The sequence below is a fragment of the Selenomonas sp. oral taxon 137 str. F0430 genome (assembly GCF_000183625.1).
GTDB classification, from domain to species: Bacteria; Bacillota; Negativicutes; order Selenomonadales; family Selenomonadaceae; genus Centipeda; species Centipeda artemidis.
On record NZ_AENV01000014.1, the window covers coordinates 108,613 to 130,269 of the forward strand.

General features: G+C 58.4%; 20 protein-coding genes and 2 pseudogenes. 20 read left to right on the forward strand and 2 right to left on the reverse strand.

Annotated elements, in window-relative coordinates; all coding sequences use genetic code 11:
* Positions 1 to 32: 32 nt before the first annotated feature.
* Positions 33 to 1,271, forward strand: coding sequence for a hypothetical protein (locus HMPREF9162_RS09930; protein ID WP_037350596.1), 1,239 nt, complete (start codon positions 33 to 35; stop codon positions 1,269 to 1,271).
* Between the two features lie 114 nt (positions 1,272 to 1,385).
* A complete protein-coding gene (locus HMPREF9162_RS09935) occupies positions 1,386 to 1,910 on the forward strand; it encodes a methyl-accepting chemotaxis protein (RefSeq protein ID WP_009349856.1) in 525 nt (174 codons plus the stop codon).
* 69 nt (positions 1,911 to 1,979) lie between these two features.
* Here the strand turns inward: HMPREF9162_RS09935 and HMPREF9162_RS09940 are convergent, their stop codons facing one another.
* Entirely contained in the window at positions 1,980 to 2,432 is a 453-nt protein-coding gene (locus HMPREF9162_RS09940; RefSeq protein WP_009439238.1) for a nitrous oxide-stimulated promoter family protein, read from the reverse strand.
* A 211-nt stretch (positions 2,433 to 2,643) separates the two neighbouring features.
* Here HMPREF9162_RS09940 and HMPREF9162_RS09945 point away from each other — a divergent pair, with 211 nt between their 5' ends.
* From HMPREF9162_RS09945 to groL, 7 genes are all read left to right on the forward strand, one after another.
* Entirely contained in the window at positions 2,644 to 4,206 is a 1,563-nt protein-coding gene (locus HMPREF9162_RS09945; RefSeq protein WP_009439191.1) for a hypothetical protein, read from the forward strand.
* 342 nt (positions 4,207 to 4,548) lie between these two features.
* On the forward strand, positions 4,549 to 6,234 hold the full coding sequence (gene ilvB, locus HMPREF9162_RS09950; RefSeq protein ID WP_175282273.1) for a biosynthetic-type acetolactate synthase large subunit: 1,686 nt from the start codon (positions 4,549 to 4,551) through the stop codon (positions 6,232 to 6,234).
* 1 nt (position 6,235) lies between these two features.
* Positions 6,236 to 6,736, forward strand: a complete 501-nt coding sequence (gene ilvN, locus HMPREF9162_RS09955; RefSeq protein ID WP_009349862.1) for an acetolactate synthase small subunit — start codon at positions 6,236 to 6,238, stop codon at positions 6,734 to 6,736.
* Between the two features lie 34 nt (positions 6,737 to 6,770).
* Positions 6,771 to 7,694 carry a sugar ABC transporter substrate-binding protein gene (locus HMPREF9162_RS09960; protein ID WP_175282271.1) on the forward strand — a complete coding sequence of 308 codons (924 nt, stop codon included), beginning with the start codon at positions 6,771 to 6,773 and terminating at the stop codon, positions 7,692 to 7,694.
* A 13-nt stretch (positions 7,695 to 7,707) separates the two neighbouring features.
* Positions 7,708 to 9,435, forward strand: a complete 1,728-nt coding sequence (locus tag HMPREF9162_RS09965) for a methyl-accepting chemotaxis protein (protein WP_009439242.1) — start codon at positions 7,708 to 7,710, stop codon at positions 9,433 to 9,435.
* A 155-nt stretch (positions 9,436 to 9,590) separates the two neighbouring features.
* A complete protein-coding gene (gene groES, locus HMPREF9162_RS09970) occupies positions 9,591 to 9,872 on the forward strand; it encodes a co-chaperone GroES (protein WP_009349865.1) in 282 nt (93 codons plus the stop codon).
* Between the two features lie 29 nt (positions 9,873 to 9,901).
* The gene (groL, locus tag HMPREF9162_RS09975) at positions 9,902 to 11,530 is read left to right on the forward strand and encodes a chaperonin GroEL (RefSeq protein WP_009439190.1); all 1,629 of its coding nucleotides are present in this window, start codon (positions 9,902 to 9,904) and stop codon (positions 11,528 to 11,530) included.
* Positions 11,531 to 11,759: 229 nt separating this feature from the next.
* Here groL and HMPREF9162_RS09980 read toward each other — a convergent pair whose 3' ends face one another.
* Entirely contained in the window at positions 11,760 to 12,158 is a 399-nt protein-coding gene (locus HMPREF9162_RS09980; protein WP_037350609.1) for a thioesterase family protein, read from the reverse strand.
* Between the two features lie 220 nt (positions 12,159 to 12,378).
* On the opposite strand from HMPREF9162_RS09980, the gene HMPREF9162_RS09985 reads away from it, so the two are divergent.
* The 11 genes and pseudogenes from HMPREF9162_RS09985 (at position 12,379) to HMPREF9162_RS10035 (ending at position 21,586) form a co-directional block, all read left to right on the forward strand.
* Complete coding sequence (locus tag HMPREF9162_RS09985) at positions 12,379 to 12,693, forward strand: hypothetical protein (protein ID WP_009439254.1); 315 nt, start codon at positions 12,379 to 12,381, stop codon at positions 12,691 to 12,693.
* Between the two features lie 60 nt (positions 12,694 to 12,753).
* The gene (locus HMPREF9162_RS09990; RefSeq protein WP_009439231.1) at positions 12,754 to 13,734 is read left to right on the forward strand and encodes a diaminopimelate dehydrogenase; all 981 of its coding nucleotides are present in this window, start codon (positions 12,754 to 12,756) and stop codon (positions 13,732 to 13,734) included.
* Between the two features lie 76 nt (positions 13,735 to 13,810).
* Positions 13,811 to 14,436 (forward strand): annotated as a pseudogene (locus tag HMPREF9162_RS09995) (class I SAM-dependent methyltransferase).
* 118 nt (positions 14,437 to 14,554) lie between these two features.
* Positions 14,555 to 15,556, forward strand: coding sequence for a hypothetical protein (locus HMPREF9162_RS10000; RefSeq protein ID WP_009439240.1), 1,002 nt, complete (start codon positions 14,555 to 14,557; stop codon positions 15,554 to 15,556).
* Positions 15,557 to 15,629: 73 nt separating this feature from the next.
* Positions 15,630 to 16,901, forward strand: a complete 1,272-nt coding sequence (gene serS / locus HMPREF9162_RS10005; protein WP_009439229.1) for a serine--tRNA ligase — start codon at positions 15,630 to 15,632, stop codon at positions 16,899 to 16,901.
* Positions 16,898 to 17,451, forward strand: a pseudogene (locus HMPREF9162_RS10010) (UbiX family flavin prenyltransferase). The gene serS and the pseudogene HMPREF9162_RS10010 overlap by 4 nt, the downstream one beginning before the upstream one ends.
* Before the next feature lie 5 nt (positions 17,452 to 17,456).
* Entirely contained in the window at positions 17,457 to 18,083 is a 627-nt protein-coding gene (locus tag HMPREF9162_RS10015; protein ID WP_009658991.1) for an acyloxyacyl hydrolase, read from the forward strand.
* 12 nt (positions 18,084 to 18,095) lie between these two features.
* Positions 18,096 to 18,767, forward strand: a complete 672-nt coding sequence (gene rnhA, locus HMPREF9162_RS10020) for a ribonuclease HI (RefSeq protein WP_009439157.1) — start codon at positions 18,096 to 18,098, stop codon at positions 18,765 to 18,767.
* 12 nt (positions 18,768 to 18,779) lie between these two features.
* Positions 18,780 to 19,547, forward strand: a complete 768-nt coding sequence (locus HMPREF9162_RS10025; RefSeq protein WP_009349878.1) for an ABC transporter permease — start codon at positions 18,780 to 18,782, stop codon at positions 19,545 to 19,547.
* Positions 19,548 to 19,562: 15 nt separating this feature from the next.
* A complete protein-coding gene (locus HMPREF9162_RS10030; RefSeq protein WP_009439258.1) occupies positions 19,563 to 20,309 on the forward strand; it encodes an ABC transporter ATP-binding protein in 747 nt (248 codons plus the stop codon).
* The gene (locus HMPREF9162_RS10035) at positions 20,306 to 21,586 is read left to right on the forward strand and encodes an MlaD family protein (protein ID WP_009439185.1); all 1,281 of its coding nucleotides are present in this window, start codon (positions 20,306 to 20,308) and stop codon (positions 21,584 to 21,586) included. Before HMPREF9162_RS10030 ends, HMPREF9162_RS10035 begins: the two co-directional genes overlap by 4 nt.
* Positions 21,587 to 21,657: the final 71 nt, after the last annotated feature.

A 21,657-nucleotide genomic window follows, 5' to 3' on the forward strand; every position in this document is an offset into this window, starting at 1 on the left:
GGGAATCATTGGAGGAAGGAAATCAAGAGAGTATGAATAAGGGAATTGTGTGGAAGGGAATCTTAGGGATCTCGGCGCTTTGTGCCGCGCTGCTCTTCCCGGCGGCGCGAAGCGCACAGGCGCATCCAACCGGAGGGACAACGGTTGTGCGGGAGCGCGGCGCGGCGGAAGGGGGCATTCGCAGCCGTGTTGCCGCAATCCTCGGCGATAACGGGATCCCTGCGCAGCGGATTTCGCAGCAGGCGTCGCGCATGATGCACCGGTGGGAAGTGGAGTCGCACGATACGGGCGGGACGCTGCTCTTTTCGGACAGTCCCGAGTATGTCAAAGAGACGGGGATTCTCTACCGTGATACGGTGACGGGAGCGGCGCGCGTTCTTTACTATCATCTGAACGATACTGCAACGCCGAAGAAAGTGGCGGTCGTGCTCGAGACGGAGGCGGATCTCGCTGTCGTTTCGGTGACACGCGGTGCAGCGAGTGCGCCGAGCATCGACTATCTGCGCGTGGGCAAGGCGACACAGATCGGCTATTTTGATACGCACGAGATGAGCGAGCGTATCCATGTGACGAAGGAACGCCCGCGTCTCCTCGTACCCGCGATGGATGAGACGATTTTGAACCCCGGAGAATTGGTTTACGGGGTATATGATTTTGATGCGAGTGCGCCCGTGCGCGTCTCTGTGATCATGTACGGCGCGGACATTGATCCCTTTGCCTTCCTGCGCACGGCGCGTGTGCTGCCGCGTGACGAGGTGGCGCTGCGCGGAACGTTCCAAGGAATGAACCGCATCGTCACCTCGCAGCGGATCTATCACCCCGGACGTGACGGCGCAGTGTATTTCCCCATCGGGGACAATCTGCACGATACGTACCTTGCCGGGGTCGACGCGACGGACGGCGCGCCTGTCGTGAACTACGGCAACTATGGTCTGCTCTATCAAATCAATATCCCGACGATGGGCAGGGAACGTACGCGGTATTTCCTCAGCCCGCTCGGCGGTGTTTACGCGGGCGCGATGCGCGCACAGAGCGGCAGGCGGATGCGCCTCATCGAGACGCCCGCGCACCGTGCGTATTTTGGCGATCAAACCGTTCCCGAGCCGGAGAATGTGGCGCGCGCCCGCGAGGAGGGGCTGCTCTTTCTGACGCAGCACACGGAGCTTGCCGATCTCGGTTCGTACGAGAGCGACCGCCCCGTGCAGTTCGAATACTCGCCGCCGGGCGCGTCAAATCTGCCCGTCAACATTATCTTAATGCCGGAAAAATAGGCGGAGAAAATTTCGCAGGCAGGAAGGTTTTTTTCACTTTGCGTTGAATTAAAACCATAGCAAGCTATACCGCAGGGAATCATTCATACCGGGTGATCAGGGAGGAAGTAAAATATGGCAGAAGAGACGAAGATTGACCATGAGCGGCTGCTGACGGCGATCGAACAGATTGCGACGTCGACACAGACCGTCTATGAGGCGATCGAGCAGGTTGCAAAGAGCGCGACGGAGCTCGCGACGGCAGGGCAGGAGTCGGTGAAGCAGGCAAAGTTCCTGCAGGAGCGCAATGCCGATACGATCAAGGTCATTGATTTCATCACGAACATCGCCGGACAAACGAACCTCCTCGGCCTGAATGCCGCGATTGAGGCAGCGCGTGCGGGCGAGCAGGGACGCGGGTTCGCCGTCGTCGCCGAAGAGGTGCGCAAGCTCGCGGAGCAGTCGCGCGAAGCGACCGAGCGTATCCAGGTTACGCTGAACGAGATGAACCGTGCCGTTGAGGACATTTCGAAATCCATCGAGACGACCGGCTCCATCAGCGAAGAGCAGGCGGCATCCACGCAGGAGATTACGGCAAATCTCTCACAAGTGACGAAAGCCGCGGACGAGCTCAAGGCATACATTAAGACGCTGGCGTAAAGTGCATATAAAAACCTCCCGATGCGGACGTACCGCACGGGAGGTTTTTTGCGCATATTATTTTTCGTCTTATTTTTTCTTGCGCTCTTTGACGCGTTCTTTTGCTGCCTTTTCGCGTGCCTTTACCTTGTCGTCAAGTTTTTTCTGCTGCTGATGCTTGGCATAGTCGACGCCCATGCCCGCGAGCTTGTGCTTGATGGTCATGATGGGATGGCGCAGGAGCATTCCGCGCTGCGTGCCCTGCATGATGGTCAGGAATTCCTGCGTCGCCTTCGCGCCGAAACATGGGCGGTCGCAGCGGTCGCAGATCGGCTTTGTAATGCCGTAGGGGCAGCGGTCGATCTTCGTAAAGATGGTCGCGAGCAGCGCCGTGCAGCGCGGGCAGAGCTTGCTGCCGTTCTTCTCGTGATGCTTGCCGCAGTAAATGCCGAAGGTTTTGCGGATGTTTTCCTTTTCCTTCGGGATGTTGTTCTTAATTTCGGGCGGTTTGCGCTTCGGGAGGAAGCGTGAGAATATGCTCATTCGGAATCACCTATGCTTTCGTTTATCTTCTGCGCATGCGCGCTTTTCTCCCCATTTTGTCATTTTACAGATTTTTTTAGAAAAAAGCAAGAGCGACAAATCTGTTTCCATTGTGTGAGTATGATTGACAAGTGTTCACACATTTGTTAGGATAAACCGTATTCTATTTGGATTTGTGTATTTGGGGAAACGCGTGACGCGGGAGGGCTGCATGGAAAATGTCTACGCTTTGGTCAAGCGTTTCTACGGCGAACATGGGCGTGTGAACATCTTTGTGCCGAGACCGCTGGTCGAGCGCTATTTGCGTGCGTCGGCGTGGAAAGGGAGGAGCAGCGAAGAGCTGTGCATTGACTGGTACTGCATCGAGGATTTCCTGATATGCATTGCACGGCGCAGCGACGAACTTGCGCGTCTGTTTATCCGCATTGACTATCTTGCGCTTTTTTTTCGCTATGCTGAAAAACATATTGACCGGCGTCCCTTAAAGTGCCATGTGGAGGATTATTTTGCGCGTATGCGTGCATTCCTCACTTACCTTGAGGAAAACGGGGACTATGAGATCGATATGGCGGAGCCGGATGCGGATCTTGAGGAGTTCTATATCACAGGGCGATTTCGCCTGCCGCCGCGTGTCGAATGGGAGGAGATCGAAGGGCTGACGCTCGATGATATCGAAGAGGATGAGCGTATGGAGATGGACGAGCTGAATCTCCAGCTCAATGACCTCCTGCACAAGATCGGCGAGTATTTTAGGCGTCCTCCGTATCAGCTTGATATCGGACGCGCCGCCATGATCTATACGGGCGATCTCTACGATATGAGCGCTTATGAACACGCTTCCGAGGAGGAAAAGGAAACTTTCTGGCTGCGGTTTTGGGATTTTTTCTTCTTCGACTACCATTTGATCGCTACCGATGAGACGCCTATTGAGCATTACAGTGAGCAGGAATGGGATAAGCTCGATTACGACGAGCGTGAGATTATACAGGATCTTCTTGCCGCGCGATTTGCAGTACTTGCCGTAACGGAAGAGTACGATGAATACATTGTCTGCCGTGACATGCTTCGCAATGAGGAGATCATCCTGCCGCATCCGGGGATCCCGGGGGCGCTCAGTCGAACGATTTTGTTCGGGCATATTTGTGACGAGGGGGTGATGATGCTCAACTACATCACGTCGATTCCTGCGAGCAAGCGGCTTCAGCGGCGTATCAGCGAGACGATTCAACGCGAATTTGAGCTCTTTTGTATGCAGAAAAAGTCTGCCGATATAGATGAATTTCTCCTGCGAGAGGCTGCACTCGTGCGGCATACCATCCACGTACTCTCTTCAAGGGCACAGCTCGATGTGCTTCCGCAGCGTGCATTGCCACCACAGATCGACCGTCCTGCTGCTGAACGGGATCGTTGGAGCGAGGAGCTCACCGTGCTTCGTGCCGTGTCGGAAAAACTTGGGTTCAGTCGTTATGCACAGGAGCTGATGGGGAATCTGTTCCGTGACTATGCGCATATTGTCGGGAGGCATGCGGAAAAACCGGAAGTCTTGACGGCGGTTATTTTCCTTTTTGCCGACATCAACAGCATCGACCTGACGCATATAGAAGAACTGTACCGCGTATTTGGTTCAAATAAGAAGAGCGTCAATGCGGCAATCACTCGTATCCGGGAGACGATAGGGTGCGTCTCGTTTGATCCGCGGTATCTCGGTGAGGAAGGGTTCGTTACGATGCTCTACAGTGTAGTGGATCGGAAATCAAGGGATCATAGATCATGAGTTGAGTCGTGATCACCGATTGCGCTGTGAGAGAACGAAAGCAAAGCTATATTCGCCTTGTGGATCATGCCGGCAGTCTTGCTTTGTTCGGGACAAAAGTGTGGATGCTTCCAAATTTACGCGTGCGTATTCACAAAATTGTATTGAAACGGATTCGATATGTATTGTATATCGGATCCGTTTGTTGTTATGGAGTCCATGCAGCTGCTTTCACACATATCATTAAAGATGTCCGGAAAATTATTCAAGATGTCGGAGATGCTTGTAAAAAAAAGGAGAAACCCCTATAATAGAAGAGTATTATAATGGGGATGGCTATATTTTAGGAGGGAATCCGATTTGATGATGAACGGCGCACGTGCGCTTTTAGAGAGTTTGAAACAGGAGGGCGTCGAGGTCGTCTTTGGATATCCGGGCGGCGCGGTGCTGACACTGTACGACGAAGTTTATAAAATGGGCTTCCGGCATGTGCTGACGCGTCATGAGCAGGGCGCGGCACATGCGGCGGACGGCTACGCTCGCGCGTCGGGGAAGGTCGGCGTCGTATTCGCGACGTCGGGACCCGGAGCGACGAATCTCGTGACGGGGATTGCGACGGCGCATATGGACTCCGTGCCGATGGTCTGCATTACGGGGCAGGTGGCAAATCCCTATATCGGCAAAGATTCGTTTCAAGAGGCGGACATCGTGGGTATTACGACGCCGATTACGAAGCATAATTATCTTGTGAAGGATGCGGCAGATCTGCCGCGCATCGTCAAAGAGGCGTTTTATATCGCGCGGACGGGGCGCCCGGGCGTCGTTGTCATCGACGTGGCAAAGGATGTGTTCGATGCGCAGATCGACTATCGCTATCCGAGTGCTGTAAAGCTGCACGGCTATACGGGCGAGGCCTCCTTTGATCCCGCAGCGGTGCGGGCGGCAGCGGAGGCTCTTGCCGCGGCGGAGCAGCCGCTGCTCTTCGTCGGCGGCGGTGTTGTGCTCTCGGATACTGCGGAGGAGATTCGTGAACTCCTCAGACTGACGGGGATGCCGTCGGTCGCGACGCTCATGGGCATCGGCGGCATCGCCGCAGAGACCGAGGGATTCACCGGGATGGCGGGGATGCACGGCTCCTACGCGTCGAACATGGCAATACAGGAGTGCGACCTCCTCCTCGCGGTCGGCACGCGGTTCAGCGACCGCGTGACGGGGAACACGGCGGCGTTTGCGCCAAAGGCACGCATCGTGCATTTTGACATCGATCCTGCGGAGCTGAACAAAAATGTGCGCGCCGATCTCCCCGTGCTCGGCGATCTGCGGGGGACATTGCCCGCGTTCGTCGCGGCGGTGCGCGCCCTGGAGGGAGACTTAACGACGCGATTCCGCCCGTGGCTCGGCGAGGTGCTGTCGATGGAGCGTGCGCATCCCTTGACGTGGAAGGAGGCGGAGGCGATTCGCCCCGAGGCACTCGTCAGCCGGGTGCGCGCACTGATGGATGAGGATACGATCTGCGTCACGGATGTGGGACAGCATCAGATGTGGGCGGCGCAGTTCTTCCATGCACATGCGCCGCGGACGTTCCTCACGTCGGGCGGGCTCGGCACGATGGGGTACGGTCTGCCGGCAGCACTCGGTGCGAAACTCGCCTGCCCGGAGAAAAAGGTCGTGCTCATCACGGGCGACGGCAGCATCATGATGAATTGTCAAGAGTTCGCGACGATTGCGGACAACGACATCGACATCAAGGTCGTCATCGTGCACAATTCCATCCTCGGCATGGTAGGACAGTGGCAGCGGCTTTTCTACAGCCGTCATTATTCCGCGTCGGAGCTCAAAGGAAAAACGGATTATGTAAAGCTCGCCGCAGCGATGGGCGTTGCGGGGGCGCGCATCGAGACGAAGGAGCAGCTCACGGAGGAGCTGCCGCGTCTCCTCGCGGAGGATGGGGCGCGGCTCATCGACGTCATTGTCCCCGAGGAGGCGGACGTTGTGCCGATGGTGCCGGGCGGCAAGCGGCTCGATCAGATGGTGCTGGGAGGCAGGTAATATGGACAAATATTTACTCGCGGTGCTGGTCGACAACAAGCCGGGTGTTCTCACACACATCGCCAGTCTCATCAGTCGCCGCGCGTTCAACATCGAGAGTATCTCTGCCGGCTACACGGAGGAAAAGGCGGTCACGCGCATCAACATCGTTGTCTCGGTTGCCTCGGAGAATGAGCTGAACCAAGTAGTGACACAGCTTTCAAAGCTCATCGATGTTGTGAAAATTGTCAATCTTACGCAGTTTGACTCCATCACGCGTGAACTTGTGCTCATTAAGGTGCGTGCGACGAAGGAGTCGCGCGCGCAGATCATTGACGTCGTGAACATCTTCCGCGCACGCATTGTGGATGTCGGGGTGGAGAATGTCGTTGTGGAGCTGACGGGCGACACGAAGAAAATCGACGCGCTCTCTGAGCTGCTGTCGGACTACGGCATCATCGAGATCGCGCGGACGGGAGCAATCGCACTCTCGCGCGGTCCCGTACCCGTGAAACATATGTAAAAGGAAACACATGCAGAAAAATGGAGGGATCGGTATGAATCTGAGAAAATGGGCAATGTTTCTTCTTCCTGCCGCTTGCTTGGGACTTGCGGGCTGTGGAATGCCGGGGGCGAGTTCGAACCGCGTCGTCTATGCAAATTTTGACGATGCGGACGGGTTCTGTTCGCAGATCAGAGCGGCATTTGATCAAAAGGCAAAGGCGGACGGCATCGAGGTCACGTATTTGGACGCCAAGGGCAGCGGCAATATGCAGATCGACCAGATGAACGATGCCATCAGCAGCGGTGCAGGCGCGATCGTTCTGCTCGCGGCGGACGGGACGAGCATTGTCAAAAGCATCGAAAAGGCAAACGATGCGGGCATCCCTGTGATCATCGTCAACCGCAGCGTTGCGGGTGGAAAGGTGCTGCGCGCGTTTTCCGACGATAAGGAAGCCGGTCGTATGCAGGGCGAATACATGGCGACGCATCTGCCGGAGGGCGCAAAGATCGTCTATTTGCAGGGCGACGGTACGCAGAGCAGTGCCGTGGGACGTTGGGAAGGGTTCAAAGAAGCCTGCCTTGACAAGCGCCCGGACATACAGCTGCTCTCTTTTGTCGATGCCGGATGGAGCAAAGCAGAGGCGCTCAAGACAATGACTCTTTGGATGAGCATGTTTCCGGAGATCAACGGTGTCGTTGCGGGCAACGATGAGATGGCGCTCGGCGCAGTGCAGGCACTCAAGGGGGCAAACCGCCTCGAGGGCTGCCTGATCTCAGGGGTTGATGCGACACCGGCAGGGCTTGCCGCCGTGACGGCCGGGGAGATGGTGCAGACCGTCAAGCAGGATGCAAAGGGACAGGGCGAAGCCGCGCTGACGCTCGCGGAGGGATTCATCAAGGGAAATCCGCCGTCAAGCGACACATCGATTCCTTTTACATCCATCACGCAGGAAAATATCGGACAGGTTGGCAACTGAGGAGGGCGGCGGCATGAATATTCCAATGATTGGTGCGGATGCACTCAAAGATTACAGCGTGCGGACGAAGATTTTTATCCTCTCCGTGACGCTGCTCGTCGTTCTTCTCATTGTTGCGTCAGTTGGAATCTACTCGAACTACCGTGCGAAAGAGTCGCTCGACGATATGTATAACCACAACCTCATGACGACGCAGTACCTCAACGATGCGAACAATCGGCTGCGCAAAATCAGTGTGAACACGCCGTATCTGTTGCAGACGGATATGCCCGTGGACAGCCGCAAGGTGCTTGTGGACGATGTGCTCGGCAATCTTGACGGAATCCGGCACGATATGGAGGAACTCAAAAAGATTGACACGAGCGAGCGCGCGCAGGCGACCATTGCTGAGCTGGAAAAAAACCTCACTGTCGCCGCGGATAAGGTCGGCGGCATCAACAATATGGGAACTGCACCGGAAGATCGCATTGCGGCCTTTAATAATCTTGCGTCGCTCACGGTGATTTCGAGCAATATGGATGTGCTCACTCCGGATAACGTGTTTCAGGGAAAACAGGTCTTTGAGGCGAACAATGTCCGCTATGACGAGACGGTCTACACCTTTGCGGTGATCCTGCTGATCGCGCTCGGATTCGGGCTGTTCGTTTCGCGTCTCATCGCGGATAATATCTCGGGACCGCTTGCCGCATCGATCGGACACCTCAACGCCGTGGCGGCGGGCGATCTGAGCCGCGAGATCCCGGCGGAACTCTCGGCGCGCCGCGATGAGATCGGCGTCGTGGTGCAGGCACTCGGCAAAATGCAGGGCTTTATGAAGCAGGTGCATGAGGAAGCTGAGACGACGGACGCCATGGTCGGCGAGCTTGAGCAGATGCTGAATAGTCTCAGCGGCGACACACAGGACATGTCAGCCGTAACGCAGGAGATGTCGGCGGGCATGGAGGAGACGGCGGCGTCCACCTCCAACGTTCAGCATCTCAGCAGCGATCTCAGTGACGGCATTAAGGGGGCGGCGGATGCCGCCGCGCGCAGCGAGGAGTATGCGCGCGAGATTGTGGGACGCGTCGCACAGCTCAAGACGGCGATGGAGCAATCGCGGGCAAGCGCCGATCGCATCTACGGGGCGACGAAGGCCTCTGTCGAGGAAGCGATCGAATCCGCAAAGGTTGTCGACCAGATTGGACAGCTCACACGAGACATTGCTGAAATTGCGGAGCAGACCAACCTGCTCGCGCTCAACGCGAGCATCGAAGCAGCACGCGCCGGAGAACAGGGGCGCGGCTTTGCCGTCGTTGCGGGCGAGGTCGGAAAACTCGCCGAGCAGTCGCGCGAGACCACCGAGAAGATCAGAGGTCTCACGGGGCAGGTCACGGCATCCGTACAAGCGCTCTCAGACGGAGCATACAGCCTGCTGCAATTCATCGACGAGGACGTCCATGCCGACTATGGGCGGATGGATGAAACCACGCTCTCCTATGAGAAGGATACGGCGTATTTCCGCAAGAGCGCAGAGGATACGACGACAAATTCGCAGCAACTGCTCTCCGCTGTCAATGAAATGAACCAGGCGATGGACGAGATCCGCAATGCAACCCATGAGGGAGCCGTCGGCAATACGAAGATCGCGGAGAAAGTCGTCGGTATGGCGGAGCAGTATGAGGATATTTTGGCAAAGATTCAAACCTTCAAAGAAGGTACGGCGCGCCTCAAGAACCTTGTTGCAGCATTCAAAGAGGGCTGATTTTGCCGCCTCAAAAAGCAGTTTGACTTTTTTATAAAAAGACTATTGACTTTTTGACTTAAATGGATTACTATATGAATCGTGAGTTAGCACTCAGTACATGAGAGTGCTAACAGCGTAGAATATCATTGTTATGAAACTAGGAGGCAGATACCATGATTAAGCCATTGGGCGAACGTGTTGTCATTGAGGTTGCGGAGAGCGATGTCACGACGGCGAGCGGCATTGTGCTCCCCGACACGGCAAAGGAAAAGCCGCAGAAGGGCAAAGTCGTTGCCGTTGGCACGGGCAAGCTGCTGGATAACGGACAGCGCGCCACACCTGAGGTAAAGGTGGGCGACGGCGTCGTATTCTCGAAATACTCGGGCTCCGAGATCAAGGTCGACGATAAGGATTATCTCATCGTCCGCGAGAGCGACATTTTGGCGATTCTGTAAAATCACGCAGCTTTTAGGAGGCAATCATAATGGCAAAACAGATTTTGTTCGACGAAGAGGCGCGCCGCGCACTTGGCCGCGGTGTTGACGCACTGGCAAACGCAGTCAAGGTAACGCTCGGTCCCAAAGGCCGCAACGTCGTTCTCGATAAGAAGTACGGCGCACCGACCATCACGAACGACGGCGTAACGATTGCGCGCGACATTGAGCTCGAGGATCCGTTCGAAAACATGGGCGCACAGCTCGTGAAGGAAGTTGCAACGAAGACGAACGACATCGCAGGCGACGGTACGACGACTGCGACGCTCCTCGCACAGGCGATGATTCAGGAAGGAATGCGCAACGTCGTTGCGGGCGCAAACCCGATGATCGTCAAGAAGGGGATTGAGTGCGCAGTCAAGACCCTCGTCGAGGAGATCAAGAGCAAGGCACAGAAGGTCGAGACCAAGGCAAAGATCGCGCAGGTTGCGGCGATCTCCTCCGGCGACAGCGAAGTCGGCGACCTCATCGCAGAGGCGATGGAGAAGGTCGGCAAGGACGGCGTTATCACGGTCGAGGAGTCCAAGTCCATGGACACGAACCTCTCCGTCGTCGAAGGAATGCAGTTTGACCGCGGCTACATCTCCCCGTACATGGTCACGGATACGGAGAAGATGGAAGCCATTATGGACGACCCGTATGTGCTCATCACGGATCGCAAGATCTCGTCCGTCGCGGACATCCTGCCCGTGCTTGAGCAGGTGGTCAAGCAGGGCAAGCAGATCGTCATCATCTCCGAGGATCTCGACGGCGAAGCGCTCGCGACCATCGTCGTCAACAAGCTCCGCGGCACGTTCAAGGCGCTCGCGGTGAAGGCGCCGGGCTTCGGCGACCGCCGCAAGGCAATGCTTGAGGACATCGCGATCCTCACGGGCGGCACGGTCATCAGCGAAGAACTCGGGCGTAAGCTCGACAGCGTTACGCTCGCGGATCTTGGACGTGCGCGTCAGGTGCGCTCCACGAAAGAGGAGACGACCATCGTTGACGGCGCAGGCGACAAGAATCAGATCGCTTCGCGCGTCGATCAGCTCAAGAAGCAGATCGCGGAGACGACCTCCGATTTCGATCGCGAGAAGCTGCAGGAGCGTCTCGCAAAACTCGCGGGCGGCGTTGCGGTCGTTGAGATCGGCGCAGCTACCGAAGTCGAGATGAAGGACAAAAAGTACCGCGTCGAGGACGCGCTCAACGCAACGCGTGCCGCGGTCGAAGAGGGCATCGTTGCCGGCGGCGGCACGACCTTCATCGACATCCTGCCGGCGCTCGACAAGCTCGACGCCGACGGCGACGTCAAGGTCGGCATCGACATCGTGCGCCGCGCCATTGAGGCTCCGGTGCGCCAGATCGCCGAGAACGCAGGGCTTGAAGGCTCCGTCGTTGTGGATAGCGTAAAGAAGGCGGGCGACGGCGTCGGCTTCAACGCACTCGAGAACACCTACGTCGACATGATCGGCGCGGGCATCGTCGATCCCGCAAAGGTCACGCGCTCCGCGCTCCAGAACGCGGCATCCATCGCCGCGATGGTGCTCACGACCGAGACCCTCGTCACCGACAAGCCGGAGCCGGAGGCTCCGATGCCGGGCGGCGCGCCGGGCATGGGCGGAATGGGCGGCATGATGTAAGGATGCCCCGTGCGTTCCGGTAAATAAACGGTTTTAGCATTTTGACAAAACGATTTGTGCATATTTTGTGCATAGAAAGTTTTACGTAATACAAAAAGACGCCCCTCCGAAAATTCGGAGGGGCGTCTTTTGTATGTTGCAAGTTATATGCTGCCGGTGATATTAGGGAGATGCCCCAAAATGAAAAACTACCTGTTGTGCGGGTGGATATTATTTATATGGGAGAGGATTAGCGCTTGCTCTCGGCTTTGGCGAAGAATTTTTCCGATGCGACGGCAAAACGCTCATGCGTGCCGGAACCGATCTCCTCGCGGGCATCGTATGCCGTGACCTTGAGGTTGATCTTGCGCTCGTCGACTGCCGTGACCTCGGCGACGGCGCGGACGGACAGTCCGACGGGCGTTGCGGCACGGTGGCTGATAGAGAGCGCAGTGCCGACGGTCGTCCATCCGACGGGGCATTCGCGCTGGCATAGCTCGGCTGCGGCGCGTTCCATGAGCGCCGCCATGCAGGGGGTCGCGTAGACGTTGAGTGATCCGCTGCCGACGACGCGCGCAGTCTTCTCCTCCGTGACGCTGTCCTGTACCTCGTGTGTCATGCCGGGGGCGATGGTGCTTGTAAATTCCATAAAAAGTTCCAGCTCCTTTTCCATGATTTGGACTTGGTATAGGTAATTTCTTTTTTTATATTTTACTGCATGCCAAATTCTTATGCAACGGGCGAGGGGAGAAAAAGTGAACTCTGTATACAGAATAATTTGCCGTGGACGGTTGCGCCCGTCATGGAATCGTTTTATAATAAGGGACGCCCGCAAAGAGGGCATATATCCGTAATAAGAGGTGATACGAGTGAGTGATACATACAGCGTTGCCATCAGTTATGGCGAGGTACTCGGCTGGATTGACTACGACGGTGCGGCACGGTCGGCAAGTGTCAATCTTGCGGACGAGAAGGGGCGCACGGCAGTGGAGGCTTTTCTTGCCGCTCCGCATGAGGTCGAGATGCCGCATGAGACGCTGATGGACTTTACGAAAGAAACGGTCACGCCGCTCGCCGACCGGGAGAGCTTTGAGCTTGCCCTGACCCGTCTCTGGAACGAGACGGGGGTTCAGGTGGATTGGTCGCGTCCGGTGGACTATGTGAAGGCACACCCGCATTACTGAGGAGCGTTGTTTCCTCAAAGGTTTTACGCCGTTTTAGGGGAAACGGTGGGAGGAGCATTTATGACACGAATTGGAATTTTGGGCTATGGGAATCTCGGACGCGGCGTCGAGTACGCTGTGGAGGCAAATGCGGATCTGGAGCTCGTCGTCGTCTTTACGCGGCGCGATCCCGCGTCGGTCAAGGTGCGCTCAGGCGTGCCCGTCGTCTCCGCAAGCGCGGCGGCAGAGTGGAAGGATAAGGTGGATGTGCTGATTCTCTGCGGCGGTTCGGCGACCGATCTTCCGGAGCAGACACCGGCCTTTGCAAAGCTGTTCAATGTGGTGGACAGTTTCGACACGCACGCGAAGATCCCCGCGCATTTTGCGGCGGTGGATGCGGCGGCAAAGGCGGCGGGGACGGTAGGCGTGATCTCGGTCGGTTGGGATCCCGGACTGTTCTCGCTCGCACGCGTCTATGGCGATGCGGTGCTCACGAACGGTGCAGACTACACGTTCTGGGGGCGCGGCGTGAGTCAGGGGCACTCGGATGCGATCCGACGCATCCCAGGTGTGCGCGATGCCAAGCAGTATACCGTCCCCGTGCCTGCCGCGCTCGATGCCGTGCGCAGCGGTGCGAATCCTCAGCTCACCACACGCGAGAAGCATACGCGTGAGTGCTATGTTGTGCTTGAGGAGGGCGCGGATGCGGCTGCCGTGGAGAAGGCGATCGTGACGATGCCGAACTACTTCGCGGACTACGATACGACGGTGCACTTCATCAGCGAGGAGGAGCTGCAGCGTGACCATGCGGGGCTGCCCCATGCGGGTTTTGTCGTTCGCTCGGGCGCGACGGGCAAGGATGGCGAGCATAGGCACGTCATCGAGTTCAACCTGAAGCTCGACTCGAACCCCGAGTTCACGGCGTGTGTTCTCGCGGCGTATGCACGTGCGGCACACCGCCTTGCGTCTGAGGGGCAGACGGGCTGCAAGACCGTCCTCGACATCGCTCCCGCCTATCTCTCGGCGCAGGGCGGTGAGGAGCTTCGTGCGGCTTTGTTGTAAAATCCAGTGCCTCGTGCATTTTTGCACGGGGCACTTTTGTATTGGTGCTGTGGCATTTGCAGAAAGGAGGAGCAGCATGGGCTTGCTTCGGCGATTTTTTGGTAATTTTGAGAAACCACAGGGGACGATGGGCAGGGTCGTTGTTGCGATGATGAATCGCGGGCATGTTGGGATTGCAGCATGGGGGCTCTCGCATCTGGACCTGCGCGGGGACGAGCACGTTCTCGACTGCGGATGCGGCGGCGGGGCGAACCTCGCGAAATTTTGCAGATGCTCCCCACAGGGGATGTGACGGGGCTGGACTATTCGACGGTTTCCGTCGAGAAGGCACGTGAGGTGAACCGTGCGGCAATCGAGGTGGGACGGTGCACGGTCATGCAGGGGAATGTATTGGAACTGCCATTTGGTGATGGGCAGTTCGATGTTGTGACTGCGTTTGAAACAATCTACTTTTGGCAAGAGATTGCCCATTGCTTTACGGAGATGCACCGCGTACTGAAATCCGGCGGCGTATTCATGATAACGAACGAGACGAGCGGCAAGACGGGTGCACATGAAAAGTGGCAGAAACTCGTTGATAATATGTCTGTCTATACGGGTGAGGAACTCGAACCGCTGCTCATGGGTGCGGGCTTTGCACGTGTGGAGATTGACGAGGATTTGAAGGCGGATCGCCTCAATGTTCGGGCGTACAAGGCGTGAGATTTTTCTTTTGCAAATGAAGAAAGCGTCCCGTATCGGCGGGACGCTTTTGCTATTTCGCCGAACGATATTTTCTGCTATAGTAAGGGCATAGACTGGATGAGAAAGGAGTGCTGCTATGGCGATTACACCGCCGACGCCGCCGACGCCTCCCACGCCGCCGAAGATCACGCTCGGCGACGCAGCGCGGGACGCGCAGAATAACAGCGTGCATACGACGGGCGACGCGCAGGCGGAGCAGCAGGCGCGGGACTCCGTCGCGCAGGGAAACGGCGCGCTCTCCAAGACAACAACGGGGGCGCCGCAGGATCGCACGAAAACGGGACAGAGTGAGCGATCCAATGCAGGCGCGCGCAGCGATGCTGCAAACGGCGACCGCGTGAACACGGCGAGTGCACGCGTCGATCGCGGAACGCAGGTCGAGGGACAGACGGGTGCGGATGCGGCAAACGGACTCAGCGCCGCAGAGGAGAACGTGATCCTCAAGAAGCAGCTCGGCATCGGCACCGACGCGAATGCGCAGACCGCCGCACCGGAGCCGCCGCAGTCCTATACCGCGCCGAGCGCTTTTGCATGGGCAGGACTGCTTGTCGTCGGCATCGTTGGAGGGGTCGTTCTTTTTCGCAGGTTCTTCCGCAGGAAAGAGAGCACGGAGCCGGCGGAAGAGGTGCCGCATCTCGCGGAGCGTATCTTGGCTCAGGAGCGCGAGAGGGATGCATTGCGCCCCGCAGATACGGACGGCACAGCGGAGGAACATTCGGCACTGCTTTCGGCGGCGGCGCGGACACGCCGCGCACGCGATACGCGCGGAGAGCTTTTGACGGAGTACACGGGGCTGACGGCGGGCGAGGCACTCGAACGCCTCGCCCGTAAGGAGCGGCGCGCCCCCTCGTCGGATGTAGGAGCGCAGATGCCGCCGCGCAGTGCGCGCCGTGAGGGGGCACGGACGTCCCCCCCGCCCGTAGAGCATGCGCCGTCTGCACCGACGCCGGCAGTACCGCCAGTATCGCGCACTCCGACAGAGCAGATACCGAAAACGGATGCTCCACCGTCCGCACACCGCCCCGCAGAGCGGGAGGAGGACGGCGCGGAGCGTCCGCGTTTTGAGGTGCGTGTCTAGGTGTTTCTTTACAAAATACGCCCTTTGTACTATGATAACAGATGAAATTCTACACTGCGATGGAGTGATATTGATGCTGGATATGAAGTTTGTCCGAGAGAACCTAGACGCCGTGCGCGAGATGCTGAAGAACCGCTGCAACGGTCTCGACCTCAGCCCTTTTACCGCGCTTGACGAGGAGCGCCGCCGCATTTTGCAGGACGTGGAGGAAAAGAAGGCGCGCCGCAACGCCGTGTCGAAGGAGATCGGCGTCCGCAAGAAAGCGGGCGAGGCGGCGGAGGACGTCGTCGCGGAGATGCGGACGCTCGGCGATGAGATCGCGGCGCTCGATGAGGATCTGCGCGATGTCGAGCTGAAACTGCGCGACCTGCTCCTTCAAATTCCGAACATGCCCAAGGCGGATGTGCCCGTCGGCAGAGACGAGACGGAGAATCCCGAGGTGCGCCGCACGGGGACGCCGCGCGTCTTTGATTTTGAGCCCAAGGCGCATTGGGACATCGGCGAACAACTTGGCATTCTCGACGCGGAGCGCGCGGCAAAGGTCACGGGCGCGCGCTTTACGTTCTATAAGGGACTTGGCGCGCGACTTGAACGCGCCTGCATCAATTTCATGATGGATCTGCACGCGGAAAAGCACGGCTACACCGAGATGCTCGCACCTTACATCGTGAACGAGAGCAGCATGGTCGGCACGGGACAGCTCCCAAAGTTCGCCGAGGACATGTTCAAGCTTGAGGGGCTGGACTACTACCTCGTGCCGACAGCGGAGGTGCCGACGACGAACTACCACCGCGACGAGATTCTAGACGCGGCGCAGCTGCCGGAGTACTATACCTCCTACACCGCGTGCTTCCGTGCCGAGGCGGGCAGCGCGGGACGCGACACGCGCGGACTGATTCGTCAGCATCAGTTCAACAAAGTCGAGCTGATCAAATTCGTCACGCCCGAGACGAGCTGGGACGAACTTGAGAGTATGGTCGAGGCGGCGGAGGACGTCCTGCGGACGCTCGAACTGCCGTACCGCGTGATACAGCTCTGCACGGGCGACATGAGCTTTACCTCCGCCAAGACCTACGACCTCGAGGTGTGGATGCCCGCGCAGAATAAATACCGTGAAATCTCGTCGTGCTCGAACTGCACGGACTATCAGGCGCGCCGCGCGAATATCAAATACCGTCCCGCGCGCGGGGCGAAGCCCGCGTTCCTCCACACGCTGAACGGTTCAGGCGTCGCGGTCGGGCGCACGGTCGCCGCAATCCTCGAGAACAATCAGCAGGAGGACGGCTCGGTCGTCGTGCCGCAGGCGCTCGTGCCCTACATGGGCGGCGTGACCGTGATTCGATGAAAAAAATCATTGTCGGCATCACGGGCGCGAGCGGCAGCATCTATGCCGTGCGGCTCATGGAGGTACTGTGCCGCCGCGGCATCGAGATTCACGCCGTCGTCACTACGAGCGGGGAAAAGGTGCTCGATTATGAATGCGGCATCACGCGCGAGGAGCTTTCCCGCCGCGTGACGAAGCTCTACGCGAACGACGATGTGGGCGCGGCGATCGCGAGCGGCTCGTTCCGTATGGACGCGATGGTCATCCTGCCGTGCTCCATGCGCGCGGCGGGCGCACTCGCCCACGGCGTCACGGACGATCTCCTGACGCGCGCCGCTGACGTTACGCTTAAGGAGGGGCGCAGACTCCTGCTCGTGCCGCGGGAAACCCCGATGCACGAGATCCACCTCGAGAACCTGCTCCGCCTTGCGCGCGCGGGCGCGGTCGTCATGCCTGCCGCTCCCGGCTTTTACCACCGCCCGGAGACGGTGGATGATCTCGTGAATATGATGGTTGGAAAGATATGCGACCGCCTCGGTCTTGAGGAAGAACTTTTTTGCGTTGGAGGTGATTGTGATGACTTTGTGTAAGTCAAAGACAGCTGTTTTGGCGGGGCTTGTGCTCTTTGCACTGCCGCAGATCGCGGCGGCAGATGCGCGCCCCGTGGACGATATGCGGGAGATGCATATGGGGGATGCGTCCGCGCGCACGGAGAAGCGCAGCGCGGAGATTCAGATGGATTACCTGCATGGGCACGGTGAACGCCGTTATATCGATCTCTACAATGTGCAGGTCTATCGGCAATATAAGGAGATGCACGCAATGTCTCTCCATTGGGGGGTGACCGTATCGCGTGCCGTCGGTTCGTGGGCAGAGAAAGACCGTCCGGACGTGCGGCTCGATTCGTCTGCCGTCGGCGTGGGCCCCTCGTATATGGTACGCTGGACGAAGCCCATGGGAAAAAAGTGGGAAGCGTCCCTTGACGTGACGGGCGCCCTGCTCGTTTATAACCGCGTCCACCCTGCACATACGCGCAACTATGACTTCCTATGGCGCATCGGTCCTCGTCTTACCTATAAGTTCAACGACCGCAGCGCACTGAGTGTCGCCTATCTCGGGCATCATGTCTCGAACGGACAGCGCACGAAAAATCCGGGGTACAACGGTGCCGGTCTCTCTATCGGTTATCGCTGGTCGTACTAGAGGACGGTATTTGTGGCAAAGAAATTCTACGCCGTGAAACGCGGGCACAAAACGGGGCTGTTCACCATATGGGCGGACTGTGCCGCGGCGGTGCAGGGCTTTCGGGGCGCGGTTTATAAAGGCTTTATGACCGAGTCCGAGGCGCGTGACTGGCTTGCGGGGACGGGAGTGAGCGGTGGTACTCAGCCCCCCGCACACACTGCACCGTCCGCTGCGGATGAAGCGCCTGCCGACGCGGACTACATCATTCACACGGACGGCTCGTGCCTGCGGAACCCGGGCGGTGCCGGCGGATGGGCGGCGGTCATCGAGACTGCCGCGACGGGGGCGGTCGAGGAGAAGAGCGGCGGCGATCCCGAAACCACGAACAACCGCATGGAGCTGACCGCCGCGCTGAAGGCGGTATCCGCTGTCCCTGCGGGATCGCGTATCGTGCTCTATACGGACAGTCAGTATCTGAAGAATGCGTTTACCAAATTTTGGCTGCCCGCATGGAAAAAGCGCGGCTGGAAGAAAGCGGACGGCGCGCCCGTTCTCAATCAAGACCTGTGGATGCAGCTCGACGCGGCGTTTGCCGCGCGGCACGTCCGGTTCCGGTGGGTCAAGGGACATGCGGGCAATCCGCGGAACGAACGCTGTGACGAGCTCGCACGCACAGAGGCGATGCGGGCGGCAAAGGGGTAAGGAGGTGCGGCGGTGCAGAGAATCCTAGAGGCGGTCGGGGCATTTGTCCTCACGCATCTCGCCAATATCGGGCGCGTCACGCTCCTCTACGGAGAGACCATGCGGCAGGTCACGCGGCGGCTGCGCGTGCGGAGCATCGTCTATCAGATGTCGCATCTCGGTGCGGACTCCCTGCTCATCGTCGGACTGACACTTCTCTTTACAGGCGTTGTGCTGACGCTCCAGACGGCGCACGAATTCATCCGCTACGGCGCGCAGAGCACGATCGGCGCGGTCATTGCCATCAGCATCGGGCGTGAGCTCGGCCCCGTCCTCGTCGGCGTCGTCTGCGCGGGGCGCGTGGGCGCGGCGATTACCGCGGAGGTCTCCACGATGAAGGTCACGGAGCAGATCGACGCACTGCGCGTCATGGCGGTCAGTCCCGTCAACTACCTCATCGTGCCCCGGATGCTCGCGTGTATGTGCGTCGTTCCCATCTTGACCGTATTCGGCGACGTCATCGGCGTGTTCGGCGGCTATCTCACCGCCGTGCATTACTCCGGCATCTCCGCCTACACGTTCACACACTCGATTACACAGTTTGCAACCATCTATGACTTAACGGGCGGACTGATTAAGGCGATCTTCTTCGGCAACGTCATCGCTGTCCTCGGCTGTCATTATGGGCTTGCGGCGCCGAACGGTGCGGAGGGCGTTGGGAAAGCGACCATGCAGACCGTCGTCACCTCCATCATCGTGATTTTCATCCTGAACGCCGTCCTGACGTTCTTCCTCTTCTGACGGACGGGAGGGCATATGATAAAACTGCACGGCGTCTCCAAACGCTTTGCCGAAAAAGAAGCGCTGAAGGACATCAGCCTGACCATAGAAAAAGGCGAAACCGTCGCCATCATCGGCGGCTCCGGATCGGGGAAATCCACCCTCCTGCGCCTCATGATCGGGCTTGACCGCCCCACCGCGGGCGAAATCTGCGTCGGCACGGACAACATCGCCGCTATGGACGAGACCGCCCTCGACCGCGTGCGTCTGAGGATGGGCATGGTTTTCCAGTACTCCGCGCTCTTTGACTCCATGAGCGTCGGCGAGAACGTCGCGTTCGGACTGCGCGAGCACACGGATAAAACTGAGGATGAGATTCGCCGCATCGTCGCCGAAAAACTCGAGCTCGTCGGGCTGCCGGGCGTCGAGCACCTCATGCCTCAGGAACTCTCGGGCGGCATGAAAAAGCGCGTCGGGCTCGCACGCGCAATTGCGACCGATCCCGAGATCATCTTTTACGACGAACCGAGTTCGGGTCTTGACCCCATCATGACGGCAAAGATCGACGAACTCATCATCGATATGCAGAAAAAGCTCGACGTGACCTCCGTCGTCGTCACCCATGATATGGCGAGCGCCAGCCGCATTGCCGACCGCATCGCCATGATTTACGACGGCACACTTATTGCGGTGGACACGCCGGAGCGGTTTCAGGAAATTGATGATGCGCGTGTACAGGCGTTTTTCCGTACGCTGCATCACAGAAAGGAGAGCGGAGCATGAGCGCAGAGGCAAAAGTCGGCGCATTTACACTCGTCGGCGCGGCACTTCTCGTCGCCGTCGTCATATTCTTTGGCGGGCTGCGGCTTGGCGGGGGACATGAGTACACACTCTACGTCGGCTTTGGGCGCGCGGTCGGGCTGAACCCCGAGGCGCAGGTGCTCCTCTCCGGCGTGCCCGTTGGACATGTCGAGAAGGTGGGCAGCGACGGCACAGGTGTTACCGTCGCTATCAGCGTCTCGGACGACGTGAAGATCCCGCGCGGATCGTCTGTGACCATCGCACAGCCCGGCATCATGGGGGATAAGTTCGTCATCATCACACCGTCTGCAAATACGGATTACTATGCCGCGGGGGACTATCTCTACGGCGCGGATGAGATGGGCATGGACTCCATGTTCACCGAGCTGAATAAGATGATCATCCAGGTCGAGGACATGCTCACGGGCATCAACAACATCGTCGGTGAGCCCGGCTTCCAGACCTCCATGGTGCAGCTCGTCGTCAATATGGAGCACATGACGGCGCATCTTGACGGGCTTACTGCAACGCTTGAGCAGATGGCGGCGGAGAACCGCGGGAACCTCAGCGGCACGATCGCGAATATGAACGCCATGAGCGCCAACCTTGCGCAGAGCACGGCGAGCGTCGAACGTATCATGACCAATCTCGAGACCGTCGGAGCAGATCCCGCGACCGCAGAAAATCTGCGCCGCACCCTCGCCAATATCACTGAGGCATCGGGGCGCATCGCGCGCATTGCCGAGGGGATCGAGTCTGTGACCGGAGATGTGAAGACGCAGGAAGATGCGCGCGCCCTCATCCACAACGCGCGTACGATGACTGACAAGGCAAACGGGCTGATGGGACGACTCGGGAGCATAAAGGTCACGCCGAAGGTCGACGCCATGTACAGCGGCAAGGCGGACGACTGGCGGACGAACTTCAATCTCGACGTGGGCGAAGCGAAGGGGATGTATGCCTCGTTTGGCGTCGACGACATCGGCGGCGGCGATAAATTTAACGCACAGGTAGGCCTGCGCGGATCGGCACTCGGTGCGCGCGCGGGCGTTGTCGCGGGTGCGGCAGGGATCGGCGTCGATGCCTTCGCAGGGGATAAATTCAAATTCTCTGCCGACGCCTATGACCCGAATGATTTCACCGTTCGTCTGCGCGCGCAGTATCAAGTGCACGGCGGAACGTATCTCTTCGGCGAGTGGAACGATGTGAACGACAGTAAACAACGAGCCTTCTATACGGGCATTCGCCAAGAATTCTAGACGTGACGCGCGATTTTGGCGCATAGCTGTGTCACTGCGAAAAATCCTGCGCTCGACGTAGCTCTTAACTA